Below are 22,318 nucleotides of genomic sequence, written 5' to 3' on the forward strand. Positions count from 1 at the left end.
AAATCACCTCATTTCGTCATACGTTCGTAATATTAAGCGCCTTGCGCAGAATAAACGGACAGACAATCAAGAAAGCATATTCCGGGCTAAATATTGACCCGGTAAAAAACAGCGACACCGGAGTAAACAGATAAAGCTGAACGCGAAAGTTTTGGTTATCACCAAACGCGTTAATCATCATTTTGAAAACTTTAAACAGATACCACAGGGTCAACAGTACGGCGAACCACGAAAAATAAATAATTAACAGATACAGACCATTGTCTATGGTTTTACCGACATCCGCACCGTTAAAGATTCCGAATGATGCAACATATTCGTAAAGTGAGCCGAATCTTACTACCCCATCAATATGGGTTAAGGAATAACCCACCATCACCAGCGGCCCAATGATGCGATAATAGGACGAAGACCCTTCCGTTCCCAAATCACCCAGACGTTCTGAGATGTACGGGAAGGCAAATATCACGCCTATCATAAATACCGTCAGGGAGATAATCGCCAGCGGCAGTTTTTTCTTAATCGCATCTTTGTTCAGGTACTGGAACGCCCACTCCAGCAGGTAAAACAGGATAAATGTCATTACCCCTGAGAACGATCCAGACAGAACAATTCCTGCAAGAATCATAGCATCGGTCTTAGGAGTTTTGATACCAAACTGTTTGATGCTGAGCCAAATTGAGATTAACGCCAGAGCGAAAAACGCCGGTTCAAAATAGAGGGCTGTAGTACGCTTCCCGCCAAACTTGATGAAGTTCAATACATAGCTGTTACTGTAAATGAGATATTTCGAAATTATCTCCATCAGGCTGCTGCCGCCGGTGAGAATAATTTGCGCCATCTCCAGCGCGGCAAGCATAACAATTAGCGTAACGGCAATATAAAAGAACCTAAGGATTTTCCGATAATTGTGCGGAGAAATAGTTTTAAACCGAATACTCCAGACCATACCGATAATAATGACAATATAAACAAACAGCATGGTCGACGTGACGTATTTACTGGCATCCAGCGACTGGCCAAAGATGTAGTTAAACAGCGTCAGGCCCGTGCCCAACCCTAAGGCTATCATCAGCTTCTTCAGGTTGATTTTATCGACATACAGCAGAAGCAGAACGGGCAAGAAGGTCACGATGGTTATCGGGAAGCTTTCGCCGAGCTGGGCAATTTTGACGTTGACCAGCAGGTAGATCAGCGGCAGCAGCAGATAACTACAGATTCTGATAGAACGAGACATATTCCTCCAGCATCTGTTGTCCACTGTAGGCCTTGCGGCTGCGGTTGCGGAACGATTCCAGGTCAGTGCCAAAAACGCTCTCAGCAATCTGCGCCTTCGGCAGCTGTACCAGCGGCAGAACCTCCTGCTCCGCAAAGGTTTTCCCGCCGGATTTCTCCAGCACTTCACGCGCCGCATCGCTGTGGGTGGCGATCACCGGCACGCCGATAGAGAGCGCTTCACAGAGGATCAGCGGGTAGTTATCCACGCGGGAGCTGAACACCAGGGCGTCCATTTCATTCAGCGCGCTCATCAGCTTGCGCTTGTCGGTCTCAAACCCGTGGTTCACCACGTTGGCCCCTTCGAACGGTGAAAACTTGCCGAAGGTGTGAAGCTCTATCTTGTCACCCAGCGCCATCATGTCGCGCACCAGCTGCTGGTTGGTTTTACCGTCGTAACGCAGGTCATGCGCAACGATAGCGATTTTCGGTTTGCCCGCGGTTTCGGCCACCGGGGTCAGATCGGCAAGAATGGCTTCCGTCGCCACGTCGATGCCGTTGTTGATAATCTGACAGCGCCCTGCCCCGTACAGGCTGTTGAAGGCATCCGCCACGTGCTGGCTCGGGGAGATAAACGTACAGCCGAGCGAGAGCATGTCGCGGAACAGCTGACGCTTTCCGGCGACCAGCTGATGCGCGCGATCCACCTTCACCGGCGGGTAGTTGCTTAACGTCGGGCACTTCTGGCAGTTATCTTTCCAGCCTTCGCAGCCGTCGGTAAACGCGCAGCGGCCGGTCACGCTCCAGTGATCGTGCAACGTCCAGACAAAGCGGGTGTCGGGCTTGTGGGCCTGCACCTTCTGGCAAAACGCCACCACTTCTTCCAGATTCAGCCAGTAGCTGTGCAGCACGTGAAAATGCAGCACAACCGGGCCGGTCGTGCGCGTCACGGTGCGGTAAAGATTGTTCAGGTTGCCAAACAGATCGCGGTTAAACAGGCGGAACAGCGCAATATTGGCAATCGAGGTCAGACGCGGCGTGTGCTTGTGCACCTGCGGGAAGTTATCGTGGCTGACGCTTTTCTTTCCGCCTTTGCCGTAGCCGTAAATAAAACGAGACTGAAGTCCTTTTTGCAGCGCGCGCTGGTGTAGATCCAGGGCCACGCCTGCCGCTCCGCCTTCTGCGAGGCGTACGTTAAATTGCAGAATGTTCATTTAATCACCTTCACGCGGGCTTTTTCTCCCACCACCAGCGCGTTATCCGGAATGCTGTCCAGCACCACGCTGCCAGCACCAATCGTGACGTTATTACCAATCGTAATGTCACCGATGATTACCACGTTCGCCCCCAGCTCGACGTTATTGCCGATGACCGGGCAGGCCAGGCTGTCAGGCCCGCGGTTGCCAATGGTGACCGCATGACGAATGGTGAAATCATCCCCGGCGACCACAAACTTGTTGATCACCACCGCATAGCCGTGATGGATGGTAAAGCGGCGGCCAATGGTGGCAGCGGCCTGAATTTCATAGCCAAAAAAGCATTCGGTGATGATGCGGTACAGCACCAGCACGGGTGCCGCCCAGATATTGTTCAGCACGTTTTTCTTACGCCACACCGAGCAAAAGTGCGCGATGCGGTACGCCAGAACCATGCAGCACGGACGCAGGCTCCAGCTGTTAGCGCGGCAATCTTCCAGAAACATTATTTCCCCCGGAGTCCATCAGCCAGGCGCTTGCCGTTACGCACGGACAGCAGCGTCAGCAGCGTGCGCCAGTTCATGCGCTTATTGCGGATCTGATAGAGGGTAAAGAGCTGATATTTACGGCTGGCGCGGTCAAACTTGTCCTTGTGCTTGCGGTAAAAATGGAAGTAGCCGGAGAACTTCTTCGGCGAGGAGGTGATTTGCATCTCCCCGTGGTTGATGTGCAGGATCTGCGTGGCCTCTTCCACTTTCCACGGCTCGCCGTATTCCACCACCATGCGCAGGAAGATATCGTAATCCTGCGCGGCCTTGAGTTCGGTATCGAACAGGCACTCTTTGAATCGCCACGCCCAGGTGAAGACCTGGTTACCAATAATGTTGCGCTTGTAGAACAGGCGGCGAGAGTACAGTGATTTCGGATACAGCGGCAGACTTGCGGGCTGCGAGTAAACCTCGCCCTGGCAGACATAGTCGTTGGCGTACAGGAAAGCGTGCGTGACCAGCTGTTCTTTATGCGACAGGAAGATAGACAGGCGGTTCGGCGTCCATTCGTCATCGTCGTCGATCCCGGTCAGATACTGCCCTTTGGCCTGCATAATCGCCTGGTTACGCACCGCACAAGCGCCGGAGTTAATGGCGTTATGCGTATAGACCACCCGCGGGTCGTTGAGGTCAGTCACAAACTTTTGCAGCTGTTCATACGAGGAAGAGCAGTCATCAACGATGATCAGCTCCCAGTTATCGTAATCCTGTCGCAGGACGGATTTGATTGCGCGGATCGCCAGCTGCTGACGATTCCATGTCGGCATATAGATTGAAACTAAAGGGCGTTGTGTGGTCATTTTTTCCCCTCACCCCGGCCCTCTCCCCAAAGGGGAGAGGGTGAAAGGCAGCCAGTGGTTATCATTACGTTCGTCCCCCAAATCCAGCACCGAACAGTCCCCTCTCCCCTTTGGGGAGAGGGTTAGGGTGAGGGGTGTGGGGTGTGTTTTTTTATTTACTGTCAGACTTATATTCGTACTCGTAATACCCGTAATCCTGGTACCCGGTCGCGCGGCGGAAGATGGAGTTCAGGATCACCCCTTTCACCTCAATGCCGTTCTGCTCGAAGCGGCTCAGGCTGGTTTCCACCTCTTTCAGGGTGTTGACCGCGTAACGCGCCACCATCAGCGTGGTGCCAGCGTGGCGACCAACAACGGCGGCGTCGGTCACGGCCAGAATCGGCGGCGTATCGATCAGCACCAGGTCGTAGTTTTTGCTCGCCCACTCCACCAGCTCGGTGAAGCGTTCGCTCATCAGCAGCTCGGACGGGTTAGGCGGCACCTGACCGCGTGGGATCAGGTCAAATTTCGGCACCGTTGTAGGTTTCGCGCTCTGGCTGATTTCACCTTTGCCGAGCAGGATTTCCGACAGACCGTTAACGTTGTTGGTACCCAGCAGTTCGTGGGTGTAGCCCTTACGCATATCGCAGTCGATCAGCAGCACGCGCTTGTTGGTCTGGCTGACCACCGCCGCCAGGTTGGCGCAGACGAAGGTTTTACCGATGGACGGACTGACGCCGGTTAACATCAGGACGTTGTTTTTGGCCTGCATCATGGCGAAGTGCAGACTGGTACGCAGGCTACGGATCGCTTCGATAGCGAGGTCGGTCGGGTTACCCACCGCCAGAAGCTGGCTCTGTTTGTAACGCTTGACGCCCTTGATGGTTTTGACGCTGTCACGGGATTTTTGCCACTCGGACAGCGGAATGCTGGCATAGACGTTGATACCGCTCTCTTCCAGGGCCTGCGGGCTTTCGATACCGCGGTTGAACAGGGAACGCAGCAGCACGCCCACGATGGAGAGCATCAGGCCGAGAATAATGCTGCCGAGAATAATCAGCGCTTTCTTCGGCTTCAGTACGCCAGGCTGGGTAATGGCCGGGTCGACGATGCGCACGTCACCAACGGTACTGGCTTCGGTGATTTTCAGCTCCTGCTGCTTGTTCAGCAGCTGCATGTAAACCTGCTGTCCGGATTCCACGTCGCGGGTCAGACGCACGATCTCCTGCTGCGTTTTCGGCATCGCGGTCACGCGGTCATTGAGCTTCGCCTTCTCTTCTTCCAGCGTGCGGCGTTTCTCCAGCAGCGTACGGTAGGCCGGGTGACGTTTGGTATAAAGCTTAGAAATTTCCGCCTCTTTGAAGGTCAGCTCGTTGAGCTGCGCATCAATGTTAACCATCGAATCGAGGACCGATTTCGCCTCCAGCGGCAGGTCAACGGAGTCTTTATCCTGACGATAGGCGTTCAGCTTGTTCTCAGCGTCATCCAGATGGGCGCGCACTTCCGGGAGCTGTTTCGCGAGAAAGGCCAGGCTTTTCGCCGCTTCCGCCGACTTACGCTCAACGTTCTGCTCAAGATAGTTGCGGGTAATGCTGTTCAGGATGTCGCGGATTTGATCCTTATCTTCACCGGTAAAGGTCATGCTCAGCACGCCGGTGTCCTTACCGTTTTCGGTGACGGTCAGGTTGTTTTGCAGATTGTTGATCATCCCCAGCGTGGAGAATTTGGTGACGGTGAATTCACCGCCCTCCTGAGCGTTGATGGCGCTGACCATCATGCTGACGCCGTCTTTGGTCAGCATCTGCCCCACTTCGCCGCGCGCGCTAAAGCCCGCATCGCTGGTCAGCTGATACTGTTTCGGGCCAAGCACCGTCAGGGTAAATGTTTGATCCCCCGCCCCTTTCGGCAGCACAAAGTCAGTAACCTTTACGGTGTCATTGCTGCGCCCCATCAGACGATCCCAGCCGGCACCAAAGACTGGGAAGGTATTTTTGGTGACGGAGATATCGAGCCCGAGATCGTGAACCGTTTTACCCAGCACCAGACGTGACTGAATAAGCTGAATTTCAGCGTCGGATGCCGGCGGTTTGTTTGCCAGCGCGGAACCAATGTCCTGCACCAGCGAGTTGCCGGTATTCTGCTCGATCTGCACCAGCGCGTCGGCGCTGTAGATCGGGGTGGCAAACAGCGTGTAGACGACGGCCGCCGCGGCAAACACGGCGGTAATGCCCAGCACCCACCACTTTGCCTCTACAACAGTGCCGACCAGGCGCCCAATATCAATTTCATCACTGCCCGAAGTCGGGGCGGCAGAAGGTCTTGTTTTTTCTGTCATTGTTATCCCTGCTGAACTTTCAGTGCCTGCGCCCACTGTTGGGCAGACTGGTCAAGTAAGGTGTAAACCGCCTCAAAGGCCTCATGGCTTTTGCGATACGGATCGGGGATTTCACGTTCATTGTCCCAGTGACCAAACAGCATCACCTTGCCGCGCATCTCCGGAGCGATATCGCACAGCGCATGAATATGGCGTTTTTCCATCGTCAGGATCAGGTCATACTCACGGCACATGCGGCCAGTGACCTGGCGTGCCACGTGGCCATCGAGAGAAAGGTGATGATCCCGCGCCACGCTCGTCGCGCGCTCATCGGCGCCTTTACCGACCAGTGCACCCAGCCCTGCCGAATCAACGGTCAGTTCAGGCTGGTAGTGTTTCAACAACCGTTCAGCCGTAGGGGAACGGCAGATGTTCCCCACGCATACCACCAGAATTTTGTTAAACATCGCGGATTACCAGGTATGAATGTCGCGCGCCGTATCCGTCATGTAGCGAACGCCACTGATGGTTGGCAGCAACTGGTTGATCAGACGGTTCCAGCGGGCAACCGGCGCGGTGGTGACATACACCACATCGTATGGCTGGAGACGGAACTCCGTTGCCATCACCAGAGAGGTCGCATCGGACATATCCAGCTGGTAGATGTTGGCAATCTTGCCTTTTGTACCCTCGCCTTTCAGCGGACGGATAACGAAGATACCGCTGGCGTTCGACGAGGTCAGGTCGATGCCTTCCGCATTGCCCAGCGCTTCGGTCAGGGTCATACCGCTGAAGTCCATTTTGAGGGTGCTCTGTTTCTTCACTTCACCCATCACGAACACTTTCAGATCGTCGTTGCGCGGCACGTAGAGAATGTCGCCCGGATAGAGCAGGCGGTTCTGGGTCAGATCGCCGTTTTGCATCAGCGCCTGCAGCGAAATGCGCTGCTCCTTCCCGTTGTGGGTCAGCACCACGTTGCGCCAGTCGGCACCGTCGGTTAACCCTCCCGCGGCGTTAATGGCATCCAGTACGGTCAAAGGAACGTTGGTGATGGCCTGCTGACCGGATTTGTTCACCTGGCCGGAGATATAGGCTTTTTGCGAGCGGAATGCGGCGATATTAACGTCCACCTGCGGATCGGCGATGTACTGCGCTAAGCGGCCGGTAATATCACTACGGATCTCGGCAAGCGTTTTCCCTGCAACATGAACTTTACCAATGTAGGGATAGAACATGGTGCCATCTGACTGCACCCAGTTACCGGTGTCGCTTGAGCTGCGGTACTGGCCCGCTGGCGTCGTCAGTTCAGGGTGGTCCCAGACGGTCACGTTGATCACGTCACCCGGCCCCACGCGGTACTGGTAGGAGGCAATTTCCTGGTCCAGCGACATATTCGGCTGGGCAACATTTGGGCGTGGGCGTAATTGTTCGACCAGACGTGGCGTAAGTGGATAAACATTCACCATTTTGTCGAGATCAAAATCGGCATCCTGTTGTTTGATCACATCCTTACCCATTGTTGACATATTGCTGCCGGGAAAGACCGTGCAACCACTCATCAAGGTCACAGACACCAATAATGGCATCAATTTCATTTTGGATTTCATCATTGATTATTTATCACTTTGGCAGAGTAATTATCCTGTGCAATTTAAATAAGCTCGCGTCGTATTGGGTTTCAGCATGCAGTTAATCAAATAGAAATATAACTGGCATCAGTCCTAAAAAAAGCTTATTCATCCATTGGCTATTGACAGAATAATCGAGGCTGATTCACACGCTTTCAGGCACGCTACCGCCCTTGGCTTTCAGTTACCAATCCACTGACTAAACAATGTGTTATGGATAGACACCCTCTTGAGCAAGATCTTCAGGAAATATATCAGTCGCTTGAGAAACCTGACGGATAATGAATAACCTTCCCTGAAGACCGAACAATAATAGCAACACCGAGATTTAACATTTGATGCTGGGAGAATTGTTGCAGCTAACCTAATAGCAGGCAAGGAGACAACTGTCCTAATATCGGTTTTTAAGATTAATATTAAGAGCAAATTTTTGACCTTTTAGGATTTTCTTTATATTGACAAAAAGAAGCTAAAAACCATTAACTGCGATATATCCTAAAGTGCCCTCTTTGTAATTAAATATACGTATTTCGCTTATTTACACCCTGTTGAGATTGCTCTCTTTTTTAACCATCGTATTAAGAGAAATCTCAGCCTGGCATTGCAATTTCCCCCAGCTTTATCCATGATCGAAGTGTGACATTCGTCATATAACAGAAGGTATTGCTATTACTATGGAATGGATTGCCGATCCCTCAATCTGGGCCGGGCTGGTTACGCTGGTCGTCATCGAGTTAGTGCTCGGGATTGATAATCTGGTCTTTATCGCCATCCTCGCTGAAAAACTGCCCCCTTCCCAGCGCGACCGCGCGCGCGTGACGGGCCTGCTGCTGGCGATGGTGATGCGCTTACTGCTGCTGGCCTCTATCTCCTGGCTGGTGACGCTCACTCAGCCTCTGTTCTCCATTCACGGTCTACGTTTTAGCGCCCGCGATCTCATCATGCTCTTCGGCGGGTTGTTCCTGCTGTTCAAAGCCACGGTGGAGCTCAATGAGCGGCTGGAGGGCAAAGACAGCGAGAACCCAACCCAGCGCCGCGGAGCAAGATTCTGGCCTGTCGTGGCGCAAATCGTGGTGCTGGATGCGGTCTTCTCTCTGGATTCGGTGATCACCGCCGTCGGGATGGTGGACCACCTTGCGGTGATGATGGCGGCGGTGATTATCGCCATCACGCTAATGGTGATGGCCAGCAAGGCGCTGACCCGCTTTGTGAACAGTCACCCGACCATCGTGATCCTCTGTCTGAGCTTCCTGCTGATGATTGGCTTTAGCCTGGTGGCCGACGGTTTTGGCTTCCATATTCCGAAAGGCTACCTGTACGCCGCCATCGGCTTCTCCGTCATGATTGAAGCGCTTAACCAGCTGGCGATATTTAACCGCCGCCGCTTCCTGTCCGCGAATCAGACCCTGCGCCAGCGCACGGCCGACACGGTTATGCGCCTGTTAAGCGGTAAGAAAGAGGATGCGGAGCTGGACGCAGAATCTTCCGCCATGCTGGCCGATCACAGCGACGGGCAGATCTTTGACCCGCAGGAACGACGGATGATCGAGCGGGTACTCAATCTGAATCAGCGAACGGTCAGCAGCATCATGACCTCACGGCATGACATTGAGCATATCGACCTGACGGCCCCGGAAGAGCACATTCGCGCCCTGCTGGATAAAAACCAGCATACCCGAGTGGTGGTGACCGGCGGTGAAGAGGAAGAGGAGCTGCTGGGCGTGGTGCACGTTATTGACCTGCTCCAGCAGCAGCTGCACGGCGAGGCGCTCAATCTGCGCGCCCTGGTACGCCAGCCGTTGGTTTTCCCGGAGGGGCTACCGCTGCTTTCCGCCCTTGAGCAATTCCGCAACGCCCGCACCCACTTTGCCTTTGTGGTGGATGAGTTTGGTTCGGTGGAAGGGCTGGTCACGCTCAGCGACGTAATGGAAACCATCGCTGGTAATCTGCCAAACGAGGTGGATGAGATTGACGCTCGCCATGACATTCAGAAAAACGCAGACGGTTCGTGGACGGCTAACGGCCATATGCCGCTTGAAGACCTGGTACAATTTGTGCCGCTGCCGCTGGATGAAAAACGGGAATATCACACTATTGCCGGTCTGCTGATGGAGTATTTGCAGCGTATCCCACAGCCGGGAGAAGAGGTTCAGGTGGGCGACTATCTGCTCAAAACGCTGCAGATTGAAAACCATCGCGTGCAGAAGGTTCAGCTCATTCCGCTGCGGGATGAAGAAGAACTGGATTTTGAGGTGTAAAAAAGCCGGGTGGCGCTGCGCTTACCCGGCCTACGACGTCAGATTTTTGTTGGCCGCCCACCCGGCACAACGGCGTCAGGCTTTTGTAGGCCGGGTAAGGCGAAGCCGCCACCCGGCACAGCAGGCATCAAAGCTTATCCAGCAGCTTCTTCACATCCTTGCCGTCCTGTGAATCTTTATTACGATCCGCCCAGCCGCTAAGCCGACGTTTCGCTTCATCCTGCAGATGCTTACGCAGGATCTGATCCACCTGCAGACTATAATTCAGGGCCTGCCATTTGCCATATACGGTCAGCGGGACCGGCGTCTCCTTCAGGAAGTCGATGAGCTTGCTCTCCCCCTGCCAGCCGGAAAGTACCCGCACGTTGAAGCGCGTGTCCGCCGTCTCTTTCGCCAGATCCAGCTTACCTTCACCGGTTATTGATAACAGTGAAGAGGTGCCCTGCATTCCGTCGAGAGAGAGCTGTCCGTTGTCCAGCGTCAGATCCGCGGTGAAGCTGTCGAGGCGCGTGGCGCTGTCGTAGTTTTCCTGGGCTTTCACATCGCTGCTGCGCTCGACTGCCTGCTGCACCAGCTGCTGGAAGTTAAGCCCTTCCATACGGGAATTTTTCAGGTCAAGATGCGCCTGCCCCTGCCACTCGCGGCGGAAAGCATCGGCATCAATTTTCGTGCCTGAGAAGTCACCCGCAAGCGTCAACTGCCCCGTCAGGGCAATCGGATAGTTAAACGCTTTCAGGATGGTGCCTATCTCAACGTTATCGAGACGCGGCTGGAATGCGGCGCTGGCAACGTCTTTACGGACATCCAGCGTGCCGGGCAGCGAGATGTTCCCTGAGCCCATCTTACCGCTCAGTTCGGAGATCACCAGCAAACCGTTATGGTTAAACATCTGGCTGCTCACGTCGGTGAAATCAATACCGCGCCAGCGCAGGCTATTGGCTTTCAGCAGAATATCCGCCGTGAATCCGCGCAGGGCGTTGTAGTCAGGCTGATCGAGATTAGACGAGATAACCGGACGTGATACTACCGTTGCCTGGCTTTGCCCCTTCTGCGTGGCATCGCTGTCCGTGGCGCCGGCTGGCAGCGGTGGCAGCAGGTTTTCCAGATTGAGCTTGTCAAACTGCAGATCCAGTACCCACTTCGGCTTCTCTTCGAGCGTGACGCTCGCCTGCCCCTTCAGACTACTGTCATTTGCCTGCAGGTTGAGATTATCCAGCTCCAGCTGCTTTTGCTCTTCGCGCCAGACGGCCTGAAGCGTTCCCTGCCCGGTGATCCCCTGAGTGGGGAGATCGGCTCCCGTCAGCTGCCAGTCCAGCTGCTGGATGTCAGCCGTAAGCCGATGTGGATAGTCTGAGGCGTTGACGCTGGCATTCAGCGACAGCGTCAAATCGCGCTGATCGCGATTCACGCGTCCGCTAAACTCCACCGACGCAAGATGGTGAGCATCCTGTTCCATCTGCAGGTTAATGTTGCGAACAGTCACCTGTTCTGCATGCTCATGCTGGAAAACCAGCACGCTATCGGCGACTTTCAGTTTGCCAATATCAAATGACCAGCCTGTATCAGACGGTTCATCAGGCAGGGTATTTTCGCGCGGCGCAACCGGGGCATTCGCATCTCGCACGGCTTCGGTTTGCGGGGTAAGCTGAATCACCGCACCTTTCAGCATCACCTGCGTAACCTGCAGCTGATGGGAAATGAGCGGGATCAGTGCCACATCAAGGCGCATGTTGTCTGCGGACACCAGCGGCTGGGATGCCCCTGGCGCCGTAAGCGACATGCGGCCAGAGAGAATGCTGAGCTGCGGCCAGACGTGCCAGCGCAGCGGCCCGTCAAGCTTCAGTTGATAACCACTGCGTGCTTCGACCTGCCGCACCATGTAAGCGCGGAAATCGTTGGGGTTAACCAGCAGAACCAACGCCGAAAGGCCGGCCACCAGCACCACCAGCAAAATCATCAGCGTTGTCAGAACTCTTCTCATGGCATCCTCAATGGACTAACGATCAGTCTTTATCAATACGGCTGGCAACCGCGCCCTGCTGGTCGCGATATTTTGCGTCCTGCCGACGGTTATAAGGACGATCTGCCGGGCCTGACAGCGGTTCAAAGCTCAACGCGCCGATCATCATGCCCGGACGCAGCGCCAGCGGCAATTTACCGGCATTGAAGAACTCCAGCACGATACGCCCCGACCAGCCTGGATCGATACGGTGCGCGGTTACGTGCACCATCAGCCCCAGTCGCGCCAGCGAAGAACGACCATCAAGCCAGCCGACCAGGTCAGGAGGCAGGGTGACGGATTCAAACGTCACCGCGAGGGCCAGTTCACCTGGATGCAGATAAAAAGCTTCGCCCTCGTCGATAACGATTTCGTCACTCATCACGCGATCGAGCGCGGCGCTGACTTCGTCCTTCGGCCCGCTAAGGTCAATGAACGGTGCAGTATGACCGCTAAAGGTGCGGAATTTATTGCCTAACCGTACATCAACGGTCACACCATTGATACGCTCAACAGGTGGACGTGGGGTAATAGACAAACGGCCTTCATCCAGCCAGGCTTCTATATCGCGATCGCAAAGACGCACGGCACTTTCTCCTTTCATGCATCGTACCCTGAGGCGGTAAGCGCTCAGGGTAAAACCAGGTTATCTCTGAACGGTACACAATTCACGCGGCTTATTCAAAAAACTGGCTGATTTTCGCTTTTAAGATATCAATAGCAATGCGATTTTTACCTCCGCGCGGCACGATGATATCGGCGTATTGTTTGGAGGGTTCAATAAACTGCAGGAACATCGGGCGGACCGTTTTCTGGTATTGCGCCATGACGGAGTCCATCGAACGGCCACGTTCATTCACGTCACGCTTGATGCGGCGCATCAGGCAGATATCCAGCGGGGTATCAACGAAAATCGAGAAGTTCATGGATTCACGCAGGCGAGCGTCGGTCAGCAGCAGGATGCCTTCGAGGATAATGACCTTTTTCGGCTCGATGCGGATGGTTTCCTGGGTGCGGGTGTGTTCTACGTAACTGTAAACGGGCAGTTCGATCGCCTGGCCGCTCTTAAGCGCTTCTAAATGCTGGAACAGCAAGCTGTGATCCATCGCATTAGGGTGGTCATAGTTGGTTTTGACGCGTTCTTCCATCGACAGATGGGATTGATCTTTGTAATAGCTGTCTTCGGGAATGACGCCGATATGCTCATCACCTACTTGTTCACGCAGTTCGCGATAAAGCGTACTGGCAATTAGACTTTTACCTGAAGCCGATGCGCCGGCGATGCCTATAATGACGCACTGATGAGACTTATCAGTCATAAATTTAGCGACCTGATTAACCTGGATGTTAAGGAAGGACGACGCCGGAGCGTCAAACGCGGCAATTATAGGGATTTCGCGGGCGTGATACCAGTCGAATGCACAGGTTCTGCGAGACTGGCCGAAAAGTGGCGCTTTATTCCCTGAGTGAAATTTAAATGAACGTTTTTTCAGCGTTTACGCGCGTTTTTTCACGTAGCCTCTATTTAATAAGACTGCGGTGTCAAATTCTGAGCGGTCACCATATGAATTGTAAATTGTTTGTACTAGCATAAACCAAATTATCAAATTCACGCGTTCGGACATCTTCCCTGACGGCATGGCGTCTCTGGATAAAGCGGTAATGAATAAACAATACCAGCGGGTTTTGGTTACCACCCCACATCCTTTAATACGACTTGTCTGTCTGGGCCTGGTCACCTTTATCTTTACCTTATTTTCGCTGGAGCTCACCCGGTTCGGTACCCTGCTGGCCCCGCTCTGGTTCCCCACCGCGATTATGATGGTGGCGTTTTACCGCCATGCAGGAAAAATGTGGCCGGGCATTGCGCTGGCCTGCACGTTCGGTAACATTCTGGCTTCGTGGATGTTGTTTTCATGGGGGTCGGTCAGCCTCATCTACCCTTCTGTCAACGTGATCGAGGCCGCTATCGGCGCGCTGTTACTGCGTAGATTGCTCCCGTGGTACAACCCGCTGCAGAACCTGAATGACTGGATCCGCGTAGCCATCGGCAGCGCGCTGGTCCCCCCACTGGTGGGTGGTCTTCTGGTGACTCTGCTGGCGCCCGGCCCTGAGCCGCTACGTAATTTCTTTGTTTGGGTGCTATCAGAAGCCATCGGCGCGCTGGCGGTGGTGCCATTGGGACTGCTGTTTAAACCGCATTATCTGCTCCGCCACCGTGACCCGCGATTGCTGCTGGAAACGCTGACTACGCTTGCCGTGACGCTGGCCCTCAGCTGGGCAGCTATCACCTGGCTGCCGTGGCCTTTTACCTGCGTTATCGTTTTGCTTATGTGGAGCGCGGTACGCTTGCCCAGGATGGAAGCGTTCATGGTGTTTCTGGTCACCGTGATGGTTGTGTCGCTGATGATTGCCCGAAACCCTGCAGCACTGACTACCCAGCACGTCGGCACGATGCTTAACGCCCCCTGGCTGCCGTTCCTGATGCTGCTCCTGCCGGCCAACGTGATGACCATGGTGATGTATGCCTTCCGCGCCGAGCGCAAACACATCACCGAAAGCGAGGAGCGTTTCCGCAATGCGATGGAGTATTCCGCTATTGGTATGGCGCTGGTCAGCATTGAGGGAAAATGGCTTCAGGCTAACAAGGCGCTGTGCAATTTCCTGGGTTACAGCCAGGCGGAGCTTCAGTCGCTGACTTTCCAGCAGCTCACCTGGCCGGAAGATCTGCACACCGACCTGGAACAGCTCGACCAGCTGGTCAACGGCGACATCAATACCTACACCCTCGAGAAGCGCTATTACACTCGCGACGGAGAAGTGGTCTGGGCGCTGCTTGCCGTCTCCGTCGTGCGTCATGCCGACGGCTCGCCGCTCTACTTTATCGCCCAGATTGAAGACATTAATGACCTGAAGCACACCGAGTGGGTCAATAAGCGCCTGATGGAGCGCATTACGCTCGCCAACGAAGCCGGCGGCATTGGCATCTGGGAGTGGGATCTGGAGCCAGACATTATCAGCTGGGACAAGCGGATGTTCGAGCTGTATGAAATCCCGCCGCACATCAAGCCTACCTGGCAGCTCTGGCATGACACGATGCTGCCGGAAGATCGTGCCCACGCTGAGAAGGTCCTGCGGGACTCGCTGATTTCCCGCCTGCCGTTTAAGCTGGAATTCCGCATCCGCGTGAAGGAAGGCGTGCGCCATATTCGCTCCCTGGCGAACCGGGTGCTCAATAAGCAGGGTGAAGTCGAACGGCTGCTCGGCATCAACATGGACATGACCGAGGTTAAGCTGCTCAACGAAGCCCTTTTCCAGGAAAAAGAGCGTCTGCACATCACCCTCGACTCCATCGGTGAAGCGGTGCTGTGCACCGATATCAACATGAACGTCACCTTTATGAACCCGGTGGCCGAGAAAATGAGCGGCTGGCTGCAGACCGAGGCTATCGGCCAGCCGGTTCTGAAGGTGTTGCATATCACCTTTGGTGAAAAAGGGCCGCTGATGGAGAATATTCACAGCGGCGATATGTCCCGTTCTGATATCGATCAGGACGTGGTGCTGAACTGCCGTACCGGCGGAAGCTTCGATATTCATTACAGCATTACGCCGCTCAGCACGCTTGACGGGCAGAGTATTGGCTCGGTTATCGTAATCCAGGACGTGACCGAGTCGCGCAAAATGCTGCGTCAGCTGAGCTACAGCGCCTCCCACGATGCGCTGACCCATCTCGCCAACCGGGTCAGCTTCGAAAACCATCTCAAACGTCTCCTGCAGACCGTTCGCGAAACCCGCCAGCGTCACGCCCTGGTCTTTATCGATCTCGATCGCTTTAAGGCCGTCAACGATACGGCGGGCCATGCCGCCGGCGATGCGCTACTGAGGGAACTCTCTTCCTTAATGCTGACCATGCTGCGCTCCAGCGACGTGCTGGCACGCCTGGGCGGGGACGAGTTCGGGTTACTGTTGCCGGACTGCAATATTGAAAGCGCACGCTATATCGCCAGTCGTCTGATCCAGACGATCAATGACTATCACTTTATGTGGGAAGGCCGCCTGCACCGGATCGGCGCCAGCGCAGGTATCACGCTGATTGATGAAAATAACCATCAGGCGTCGGAAATCATGTCCCAGGCAGATATTGCCTGTTACGCCTCGAAAAACAGCGGGCGCGGTATGGTGACGGTTTACGAGCCCCAGCAGGAGCGGGATCACTGCACGCGCAGCATGATGTCGCTTGATGAACAGTGGCACATGATTAAAGACAATCATCTGATGATGATTGCCCGCAGCGTGGCCTCCCCGCGCATTCCTGAAAGCAGTAATTTCTGGCTGATTTCGTTACGCCTGTGGACCAGCCAGGGCGAAGTCCAGGAAGAGCACGCCTTCCGCTCGGGCCTGGCGGAGCCTGAGCTTTTGCACGCTCTCGACAGACGAATCTTTAGCGAGTTTTTCCGTACCTATGCCGCTCAGATCGCCAGTAAAGGCATGGGGGTGGCGCTGCCGCTTTCTGAGGCCGGTTTAGCCAGCGTAACGCTGGTTGATGAACTTCTCGATCTGCTGGATAAAAGCCCGATGCCGGGCCGTCTGCTGCATCTTGTTATCTCTGCCGACGTGGTGTGCAGCCCGGATAAGAACCTGCATCGGGGCCTGCAAAAGCTCCGCCAGGCGGGCTGCCGCGTGATCTTCAGCCAGGTGGGACGCGATATGAACGTCTTTACCCACCTGACCGCGAACATGGCCGACTATCTGATGCTGGATGCGGAGGTGGTAACCAACGTGTACGGCAATCTGATGGATGAGATGATGGTGACCATTGTTCAGGGCCACGCCCAGCGTCTGGGAATGAAAACCATCGCGGGCCCCTGCAACCAGCCCATCATGATGGATACGCTCTCCGGCATCGGCATTGATTTTATCTATGGTGATACCATCGCCGAGCCGCAGCCTCTGGATCTATTGCTCAACACCAGCTATTTCGCCATCAACTGACGGCGCCCAGCCGTCGGTATACCAGATATGCAGCAGTGCGTAAGAGCGCCACGGCTGCCAGCGCTCGGCATAACGACGAATTTGCGCGGGCGTCATCCCGGCAAAGCGCTGCTTAATCAGATAATCATCCGGCAGAAAGACATCTTTCGCCTGCCAGCCGCGCAGGGCCAGGTAGTTTGCCGTCCAGCGCCCTATTCCCGGCCGCTGCTGTAACGCTTTCATCCCGGCCTCAATATCCGCGGGCGGGAAAAGCGGAAACGTCCCGTCGATGACCGACTGTGCCAGGTGAATTAACGACTCCGCCCGCTTTACCGGCATGCCTAACGCTTTCAGCGCCAGCGGGTCCGCTGCCGCCAGCGCTTGCGGGGTGGGGAAACAGAGATAGCCCGGACGATCCGCCACCGGTTCGCCACACAGCGCCACCACGCGCGACGTCAGTTTCGCCGCCATCGCCACGCTCACCAGCTGCCCGAGGATCGCCCGTACGCCCTGCTCGTAGGCATCCATCGCCCCCGGCAAACGCAAGCCCGGCCGGGCTGCACCGAGATCGCCCAGCGTTTCCGCGACGTGCTGCGGGTTGCAGGCGAGATCGAACAGGCGTTCGATGCGTTCAAGGCACGTCTGCGCAACCGGGATTAACCCCGAACTGAGCGTCACGACCAGCGTATGGGCGGCAGTATCCGGCGTGACGCGAAAGACACCCCGATGGCCATCGCAGGCGAAACTGCGCTCATAGTAATCGCTCGTGACGGTTTCAATACCCATGACCGCACGCGCGCCAAGAAAGCTAAACATCCACTGCCAGTCGTAAGGGGGTTGCCAGTTCAGGGTGTACATCGTCTCTCCTTTTGGGTTCTCCACAGCATAAACGGAAAGGTCCTGTTTTGCCTTGCTTTCATATTCCTGTTGTCGCCATGCAGACATTTCGTTAAAGTCTCGCCCCTTCTCACTGGCATGGGGATTCATCGTGTTTATTGGATTTGACTACGGTACGGCAAACTGCTCGGTTGCGATTATGCAAAACGGACAGCCAGAGCTCCTGAAAATGGAAAAAGAGAGTACGCTGCTGCCGTCAATGCTCTGCGCGCCGACGCGTGAAGCGGTGAGCGAATGGCTGTTCCGCCATCATCAGGTTCCGGCCACGGCGGCGGAGACCCAGGCGCTGCTGCGCCGGGCGGTCAGCTTTAACCGCGAGGAAGATATCGACGTTACGCCGTCCAGCGTGCAGTTCGGGCTCTCATCGCTCGGGCACTACATTGAAGACCCGGAAGAGGTTTACTTCGTTAAGTCGCCAAAATCCTTCCTCGGCGCCAGCGGCCTGAAGCCGCAGCAGGTGGCGATGTTCGAAGACCTGGTGTGCGCGATGATGCTGCACATCCGCAATCAGGCGCAGACGCAGGTCTCCGACGCGATTACCCAGGCGGTCATTGGCCGCCCGATCAACTTCCAGGGGCTGGGCGGCGACGAGGCCAACCAGCAGGCGCAGGGGATCCTTGAACGCGCGGCGCACCGGGCAGGCTTCCGCGACGTGGTGTTCCAGTACGAGCCGGTTGCGGCGGGGCTGGATTTTGAAGCCACGCTGTCGGAAGAGAAGCGCGTATTAGTCGTGGACATCGGCGGGGGAACAACGGACTGCTCGCTGCTGCTGATGGGCCCCCAGTGGCATAACCGTCGCGATCGTGAAAATAGCCTGCTGGGGCACAGCGGCTGCCGCGTAGGCGGGAACGATCTCGATATCGCGCTGGCATTCAAGAGCCTGATGCCGCTGCTGGGCATGGGCGGGCAAACGGAAAAAGGCATCGCCCTGCCGATCCTGCCGTGGTGGAACGCGATTGCCATCAACGACGTGCCTGCGCAGAGTGATTTTTACAGCACCGCGAACGGCCGCTTCCTTAACGATCTGGTGCGTGACGCGCAGGACGCCGAAAAAGTCGCCCTGCTGTATAAAGTGTGGCGTCAGCGCCTGAGCTACCGCGTGGTGCGTACGGCTGAAGAGAGCAAAATTGCCCTTTCCGACCGGGCTGAGCATGCGGTCTCCTTGCCGTTTATCAGCGACGATCTGGCCACCGCAATTTCGCAGGACGGGCTGGAGACGGCGCTCGCGCAGCCGCTGCAGCGTATTCTGGAGCAGGTACAGCTGGCGCTGGAGAACGGCAACGAGAAGCCGGACGTGATTTATCTGACGGGGGGAAGCGCCCGTTCACCATTGATCAAGAAAGCGCTGGCGGAACAGCTGCCGGGCATTCCGATTGCAGGCGGGGATGACTTTGGCTCCGTCACCGCAGGCCTGGCACGCTGGGCGCAGGTGATGTTCAGTTAAAACTACGCTCGCCCCTTACTGTGAAACGGGGCGAGCGAATTCAGGGTGCGGTAAGGCGCGGATTATTCTGCTTTTCCTGCCCTGGAGACTTCTTTTCCCGGACGGGCCTCGCGATATTTTCACACCGCTTCATGAAGCCTTTAAACTCCGCCAGCGCCACCGGGGGCATAAAAAAGTACCCCTGCTGGTAGTCGACCTGATTATCCACAAGCCAGTCGCGCTGGTAGTCATATTCCACCCCCTCAGCCACGGTTTGCAGCCCCAGAATGGCGGCCAGGTTTATTATCGACTCCAGCATCGGCAGCGACTGCTCATGCGCGTGGATGCTGTTGATAAAGGTCTTGTCGATTTTAATCACATCGAGTTCAAGCTCGTTCAGATAGCAAAGATTCGCATACCCCGTGCCAAAATCATCCAGCGCAAACAGTACCCCGCGATTGCGCAGGGAGCGGATCAGCTCTTTTATTGCCGGAGTCACCACCAGCGTCTGGTTTTCGGTTATTTCAATCATCAGCTTTATTGGCAACGATTCCGTTAACTCTATAAAGTTAAGGCACTCCCAGTAAAAGACGGGATTGCTCAGGCTTGAAGGGCTTACGTTAAAGGCGACAAAAAAGGACTGCCCGTGCCGGTGAATGCTGTGATTTAAATCGCTGGCCACCTTATTCATTAAATAGCTAGTCAGCTCATTAATAAGCCCACTTTTTTCTGCCAGCGGAATAAACTCACGCTGGGAGATGGCGTAATTATGACCCTGCGGCCAGCGCGCCAGCACTTCGACCCCGCTCAGTTCTCCATTACTGCCGACGATAGGCTGGTAATACGGAATAATCTCCTCATTTTTCAGCGCCAGGCTCAATCGATCGGCTTCGTTATTATCACAGACAAAGCGCGACGGCTTCTCATTTCCACTTATTCTTTCTGTCAGCAGGCCATTACGGGAAAGAAAAATAATGGACTCGTTGAAATTATCAAACCCCAGCCGATGGGTTATTTTATCCCGATAGCGATAAAGCGATTTCACCGCCAGCGAATTTGCCCGGCAAAATTCATCCTGGCCGGTTCGGGTGAATGAGGCATTGAGCATCTCCTGTTCAAAATCGCTCAGGCGAAATTCATCCACAAAGCCTATTCTGGCGGGCGCACCGTTTTCAGTATTCGCCATCAAAATCTTCTTCAGCGAATCAATGATGTCGTCAGCGTCCAGTCTGGCATCGATACACTCCGCGTATTCAAAACCTCGGTTAATACATTTATTTTCACTCAGCTTAATAACCACACTCTTGACATTAATAAACTGACTGCTGTTTCTTTGCAGCCACCGTTTAACCAAGCCAAATGGCATTCGGCTGTCAATAATTAACAGGCAGGTTTTGTACTGGGGCGTGGAGATATCAGAATCATTGATGTAGGTTCCGGTATCCACCAGTATCAGATTAGGTAAAAATGACCTAACCCCTGAGAAAAGATAAATGTCATAACTAAGCAGGAAGACCTTTTTCGTGTTCATAATCATCACCATCATGGTTTTAATTGCAAAGGCTACCCCTCCCTCAAATAGAGAGAACATTCACAATTGATTCTGTTTCCAACGATATACATGTCAGATAATTAATATTCTCATTGCAAAGCTAAGCAAACGCTTTTTATATCCTCCGGATTGCGGTCAGAGTTAAAATGATAAGAATATTCCCATCAGCAGAACAGGGAATTTTCTTAGCGATGGCAAGTACAAACAAATGCCCTCACATTCACAACCAGACAAACTAAAATCTCATAAAAAAATCAATAAGCAGAACATACCACCTGTAAATCATTGTAAAGCAGAGAATCACTTCGCACGGCAGACCATCAGCGTGCGGCGCAAATCCCTGATACCATATACATTGTCGTCGATACGGATAACCTTGTAATAAAACAGCTTCTGTTTTGACATCAGCAAATCTGTTATCGCGTCGGGCAGATCGTCATTATCGTTCTTGACTATTGCCAGGCGCTCTGTACGCAGATATCCGTCGCTATCCTTCCCTAAAAAACGCAGCGACGTAGTGCGATTCACGGCGTACTGTTTATCATTTACGTCCAGCATACCCACCTGCGACAGCATCCCGTCTTTTTCCGAAGAGATCCTGAATACCTGGAGAACCTCTCCCTTTATTTTTATCCCGTTTTGTTGCGTGTCCAGATCGAGATGATATTTAGAGGTACAGACCAGCGCCGCCGGGATTGCCCCGCGGTGAAGTACAATGAAGAAAAGCGCGACCAGCGCTGTCATGATGCTAATAAAAATAATTTTGGCACTCATACGCCACCTTTTTTTCATCCATCATACAAATACTGAAAAAATGTTCTTTCAGCTTATTGCCCTTAGACAGGCTGTTATCGTCATAAAATATGATAGCTCTCTTCGTGCCGTGACAAATGGCATTAAAACTTTCCCATCGTTTAGAATGCAAAAACTTAAAAATTTTCTCTGAGGAATTATCATCCATCGTATACACTTCGCAGACACCAGTATTTGAAACATGCACCACGCCGTCGTTACTGCGAAACATTACGGTAAGAAAAATAACCATACCTCCCACAACAAACAGGAAAAAAACAAACCAGACTATAAATGTTGTGTTCCAGAGAAACGTCCCTGCATGATTAACATTCGTTACGTCTTTCTCAGTAGCATCCAATATATCTTCGCGGTTATCGTTGACCTGCGCCTGAAAAACAAAGCCTTCTCGTGGGATGGTAATGATAACGCCATCAATCCCCAGCGCAGAAAATCCCTTGCGTAACAAACTAATGCTTTTATTAAGACTATGTCCGGAGGGATTCATGCCATACTTAGCCCAGACTTCCTCAATGATCAGTTCGCGGCTTAATTGGCGAGCATTATTTATAATAAAAAAATCCAGTAACCTTGCCACCGAAGCGGAAAGAACAACGTGTTGATCTTGTACGCTCAATTCTCGTTTCTTAGCGTCGTACAAAACCCGACCATTAATTATCTTTCTCATCCAGACAAACTCTTATATTTTTCATTCATTATGCAAGCAACCTATACAGAGTATATTT

The 22,318-nt window shown here is 54.0% G+C and carries 17 protein-coding genes; 3 read left to right on the top strand and 14 right to left on the bottom strand.

Going from position 1 to position 22,318, the window contains the following annotated elements:
* Positions 1-16: 16 nt before the first annotated feature.
* From wcaD to L370_RS01135, 7 genes are all read right to left on the bottom strand, one after another.
* Complete coding sequence (gene wcaD / locus L370_RS01165) at positions 17-1,237, bottom strand: colanic acid polymerase WcaD (protein WP_023336274.1); 1,221 nt, start codon at positions 1,235-1,237, stop codon at positions 17-19.
* Complete coding sequence (gene wcaC, locus L370_RS01160; RefSeq protein WP_023336275.1) at positions 1,212-2,429, bottom strand: colanic acid biosynthesis glycosyltransferase WcaC; 1,218 nt, start codon at positions 2,427-2,429, stop codon at positions 1,212-1,214. Before wcaC ends, wcaD begins: the two co-directional genes overlap by 26 nt.
* Positions 2,426-2,917 (bottom strand): colanic acid biosynthesis acetyltransferase WcaB, encoded by a 492-nt coding sequence (gene wcaB, locus L370_RS01155; RefSeq protein ID WP_023312402.1) that lies wholly within the window; start codon positions 2,915-2,917, stop codon positions 2,426-2,428. The genes wcaC and wcaB overlap by 4 nt, the downstream gene beginning before the upstream one ends.
* Complete coding sequence (gene wcaA, locus L370_RS01150) at positions 2,917-3,759, bottom strand: colanic acid biosynthesis glycosyltransferase WcaA (RefSeq protein ID WP_023336276.1); 843 nt, start codon at positions 3,757-3,759, stop codon at positions 2,917-2,919. Before wcaA ends, wcaB begins: the two co-directional genes overlap by 1 nt.
* Before the next feature lie 151 nt (positions 3,760-3,910).
* Positions 3,911-6,073, bottom strand: coding sequence for a tyrosine-protein kinase Wzc (gene wzc, locus L370_RS01145; RefSeq protein ID WP_023336277.1), 2,163 nt, complete (start codon positions 6,071-6,073; stop codon positions 3,911-3,913).
* A gap of 2 nt (positions 6,074-6,075) precedes the next feature.
* Positions 6,076-6,519, bottom strand: a complete 444-nt coding sequence (gene wzb / locus L370_RS01140) for a low molecular weight protein-tyrosine-phosphatase Wzb (RefSeq protein ID WP_023312405.1) — start codon at positions 6,517-6,519, stop codon at positions 6,076-6,078.
* Between the two features lie 6 nt (positions 6,520-6,525).
* Entirely contained in the window at positions 6,526-7,662 is a 1,137-nt protein-coding gene (locus L370_RS01135; protein ID WP_023336278.1) for a polysaccharide export protein, read from the bottom strand.
* Between the two features lie 692 nt (positions 7,663-8,354).
* Here L370_RS01135 and L370_RS01130 point away from each other — a divergent pair.
* Positions 8,355-9,938: a TerC family protein gene (locus L370_RS01130; protein ID WP_023336279.1), complete on the top strand. Its 1,584-nt coding sequence runs from the start codon at positions 8,355-8,357 to the stop codon at positions 9,936-9,938.
* 127 nt (positions 9,939-10,065) lie between these two features.
* Here L370_RS01130 and asmA read toward each other — a convergent pair whose 3' ends face one another.
* The 3 genes from asmA to udk form a co-directional block, all read right to left on the bottom strand.
* Positions 10,066-11,919, bottom strand: coding sequence for an outer membrane assembly protein AsmA (asmA, locus tag L370_RS01125; protein ID WP_023336280.1), 1,854 nt, complete (start codon positions 11,917-11,919; stop codon positions 10,066-10,068).
* Between the two features lie 22 nt (positions 11,920-11,941).
* Positions 11,942-12,523: a dCTP deaminase gene (gene dcd / locus L370_RS01120; RefSeq protein ID WP_023312408.1), complete on the bottom strand. Its 582-nt coding sequence runs from the start codon at positions 12,521-12,523 to the stop codon at positions 11,942-11,944.
* Between the two features lie 91 nt (positions 12,524-12,614).
* Complete coding sequence (udk, locus tag L370_RS01115) at positions 12,615-13,256, bottom strand: uridine kinase (RefSeq protein WP_008500855.1); 642 nt, start codon at positions 13,254-13,256, stop codon at positions 12,615-12,617.
* Between the two features lie 343 nt (positions 13,257-13,599).
* On the opposite strand from udk, the gene L370_RS01110 reads away from it, so the two are divergent.
* The gene (locus L370_RS01110) at positions 13,600-16,929 is read left to right on the top strand and encodes a diguanylate cyclase (RefSeq protein WP_023336282.1); all 3,330 of its coding nucleotides are present in this window, start codon (positions 13,600-13,602) and stop codon (positions 16,927-16,929) included.
* Here L370_RS01110 and alkA read toward each other — a convergent pair.
* On the bottom strand, positions 16,894-17,766 hold the full coding sequence (gene alkA, locus L370_RS01105; RefSeq protein WP_023336283.1) for a DNA-3-methyladenine glycosylase 2: 873 nt from the start codon (positions 17,764-17,766) through the stop codon (positions 16,894-16,896). The genes L370_RS01110 and alkA overlap by 36 nt on opposite strands.
* A gap of 130 nt (positions 17,767-17,896) precedes the next feature.
* Here alkA and yegD point away from each other — a divergent pair, with 130 nt between their 5' ends.
* Positions 17,897-19,249: a molecular chaperone gene (gene yegD / locus L370_RS01100; RefSeq protein ID WP_023336284.1), complete on the top strand. Its 1,353-nt coding sequence runs from the start codon at positions 17,897-17,899 to the stop codon at positions 19,247-19,249.
* 40 nt (positions 19,250-19,289) lie between these two features.
* Here the strand turns inward: yegD and L370_RS01095 are convergent, their stop codons facing one another.
* From L370_RS01095 to L370_RS01085, 3 genes are all read right to left on the bottom strand, one after another.
* Positions 19,290-20,759, bottom strand: coding sequence for an EAL domain-containing protein (locus tag L370_RS01095; protein ID WP_081706879.1), 1,470 nt, complete (start codon positions 20,757-20,759; stop codon positions 19,290-19,292).
* 321 nt (positions 20,760-21,080) lie between these two features.
* Complete coding sequence (locus tag L370_RS01090) at positions 21,081-21,554, bottom strand: hypothetical protein (RefSeq protein WP_023336286.1); 474 nt, start codon at positions 21,552-21,554, stop codon at positions 21,081-21,083.
* A complete protein-coding gene (locus L370_RS01085; RefSeq protein ID WP_255344028.1) occupies positions 21,529-22,209 on the bottom strand; it encodes a winged helix-turn-helix domain-containing protein in 681 nt (226 codons plus the stop codon). Before L370_RS01085 ends, L370_RS01090 begins: the two co-directional genes overlap by 26 nt.
* Positions 22,210-22,318 lie beyond the last annotated feature (109 nt).

Origin of the sequence: Enterobacter sp. MGH 24, from assembly GCF_000493015.1 — a bacterium.
Lineage (GTDB): Bacteria > Pseudomonadota > Gammaproteobacteria > Enterobacterales > Enterobacteriaceae > Enterobacter.

Excerpts from the sequence above, each read along its gene's own strand:
- udk (WP_008500855.1), bottom strand. The coding sequence starts at position 13,256 with ATGACTGATAAGTCTCATCAGTGCGTCATTATAGGCATCGCCGGCGCA.
- wcaD (WP_023336274.1), bottom strand. The coding sequence starts at position 1,237 with ATGTCTCGTTCTATCAGAATCTGTAGTTATCTGCTGCTGCCGCTGATC.
- L370_RS01135 (WP_023336278.1), bottom strand. The coding sequence starts at position 7,662 with ATGATGAAATCCAAAATGAAATTGATGCCATTATTGGTGTCTGTGACC.
- L370_RS01130 (WP_023336279.1), top strand. The coding sequence starts at position 8,355 with ATGGAATGGATTGCCGATCCCTCAATCTGGGCCGGGCTGGTTACGCTG.
- wzb (WP_023312405.1), bottom strand. The coding sequence starts at position 6,519 with ATGTTTAACAAAATTCTGGTGGTATGCGTGGGGAACATCTGCCGTTCC.
- asmA (WP_023336280.1), bottom strand. The coding sequence starts at position 11,919 with ATGAGAAGAGTTCTGACAACGCTGATGATTTTGCTGGTGGTGCTGGTG.
- L370_RS01110 (WP_023336282.1), top strand. The coding sequence starts at position 13,600 with ATGAATAAACAATACCAGCGGGTTTTGGTTACCACCCCACATCCTTTA.
- alkA (WP_023336283.1), bottom strand. The coding sequence starts at position 17,766 with ATGTACACCCTGAACTGGCAACCCCCTTACGACTGGCAGTGGATGTTT.
- L370_RS01090 (WP_023336286.1), bottom strand. The coding sequence starts at position 21,554 with ATGAGTGCCAAAATTATTTTTATTAGCATCATGACAGCGCTGGTCGCG.
- wcaA (WP_023336276.1), bottom strand. The coding sequence starts at position 3,759 with ATGACCACACAACGCCCTTTAGTTTCAATCTATATGCCGACATGGAAT.
- wzc (WP_023336277.1), bottom strand. The coding sequence starts at position 6,073 with ATGACAGAAAAAACAAGACCTTCTGCCGCCCCGACTTCGGGCAGTGAT.
- L370_RS01095 (WP_081706879.1), bottom strand. The coding sequence starts at position 20,759 with ATGAACACGAAAAAGGTCTTCCTGCTTAGTTATGACATTTATCTTTTC.
- wcaC (WP_023336275.1), bottom strand. The coding sequence starts at position 2,429 with ATGAACATTCTGCAATTTAACGTACGCCTCGCAGAAGGCGGAGCGGCA.
- wcaB (WP_023312402.1), bottom strand. The coding sequence starts at position 2,917 with ATGTTTCTGGAAGATTGCCGCGCTAACAGCTGGAGCCTGCGTCCGTGC.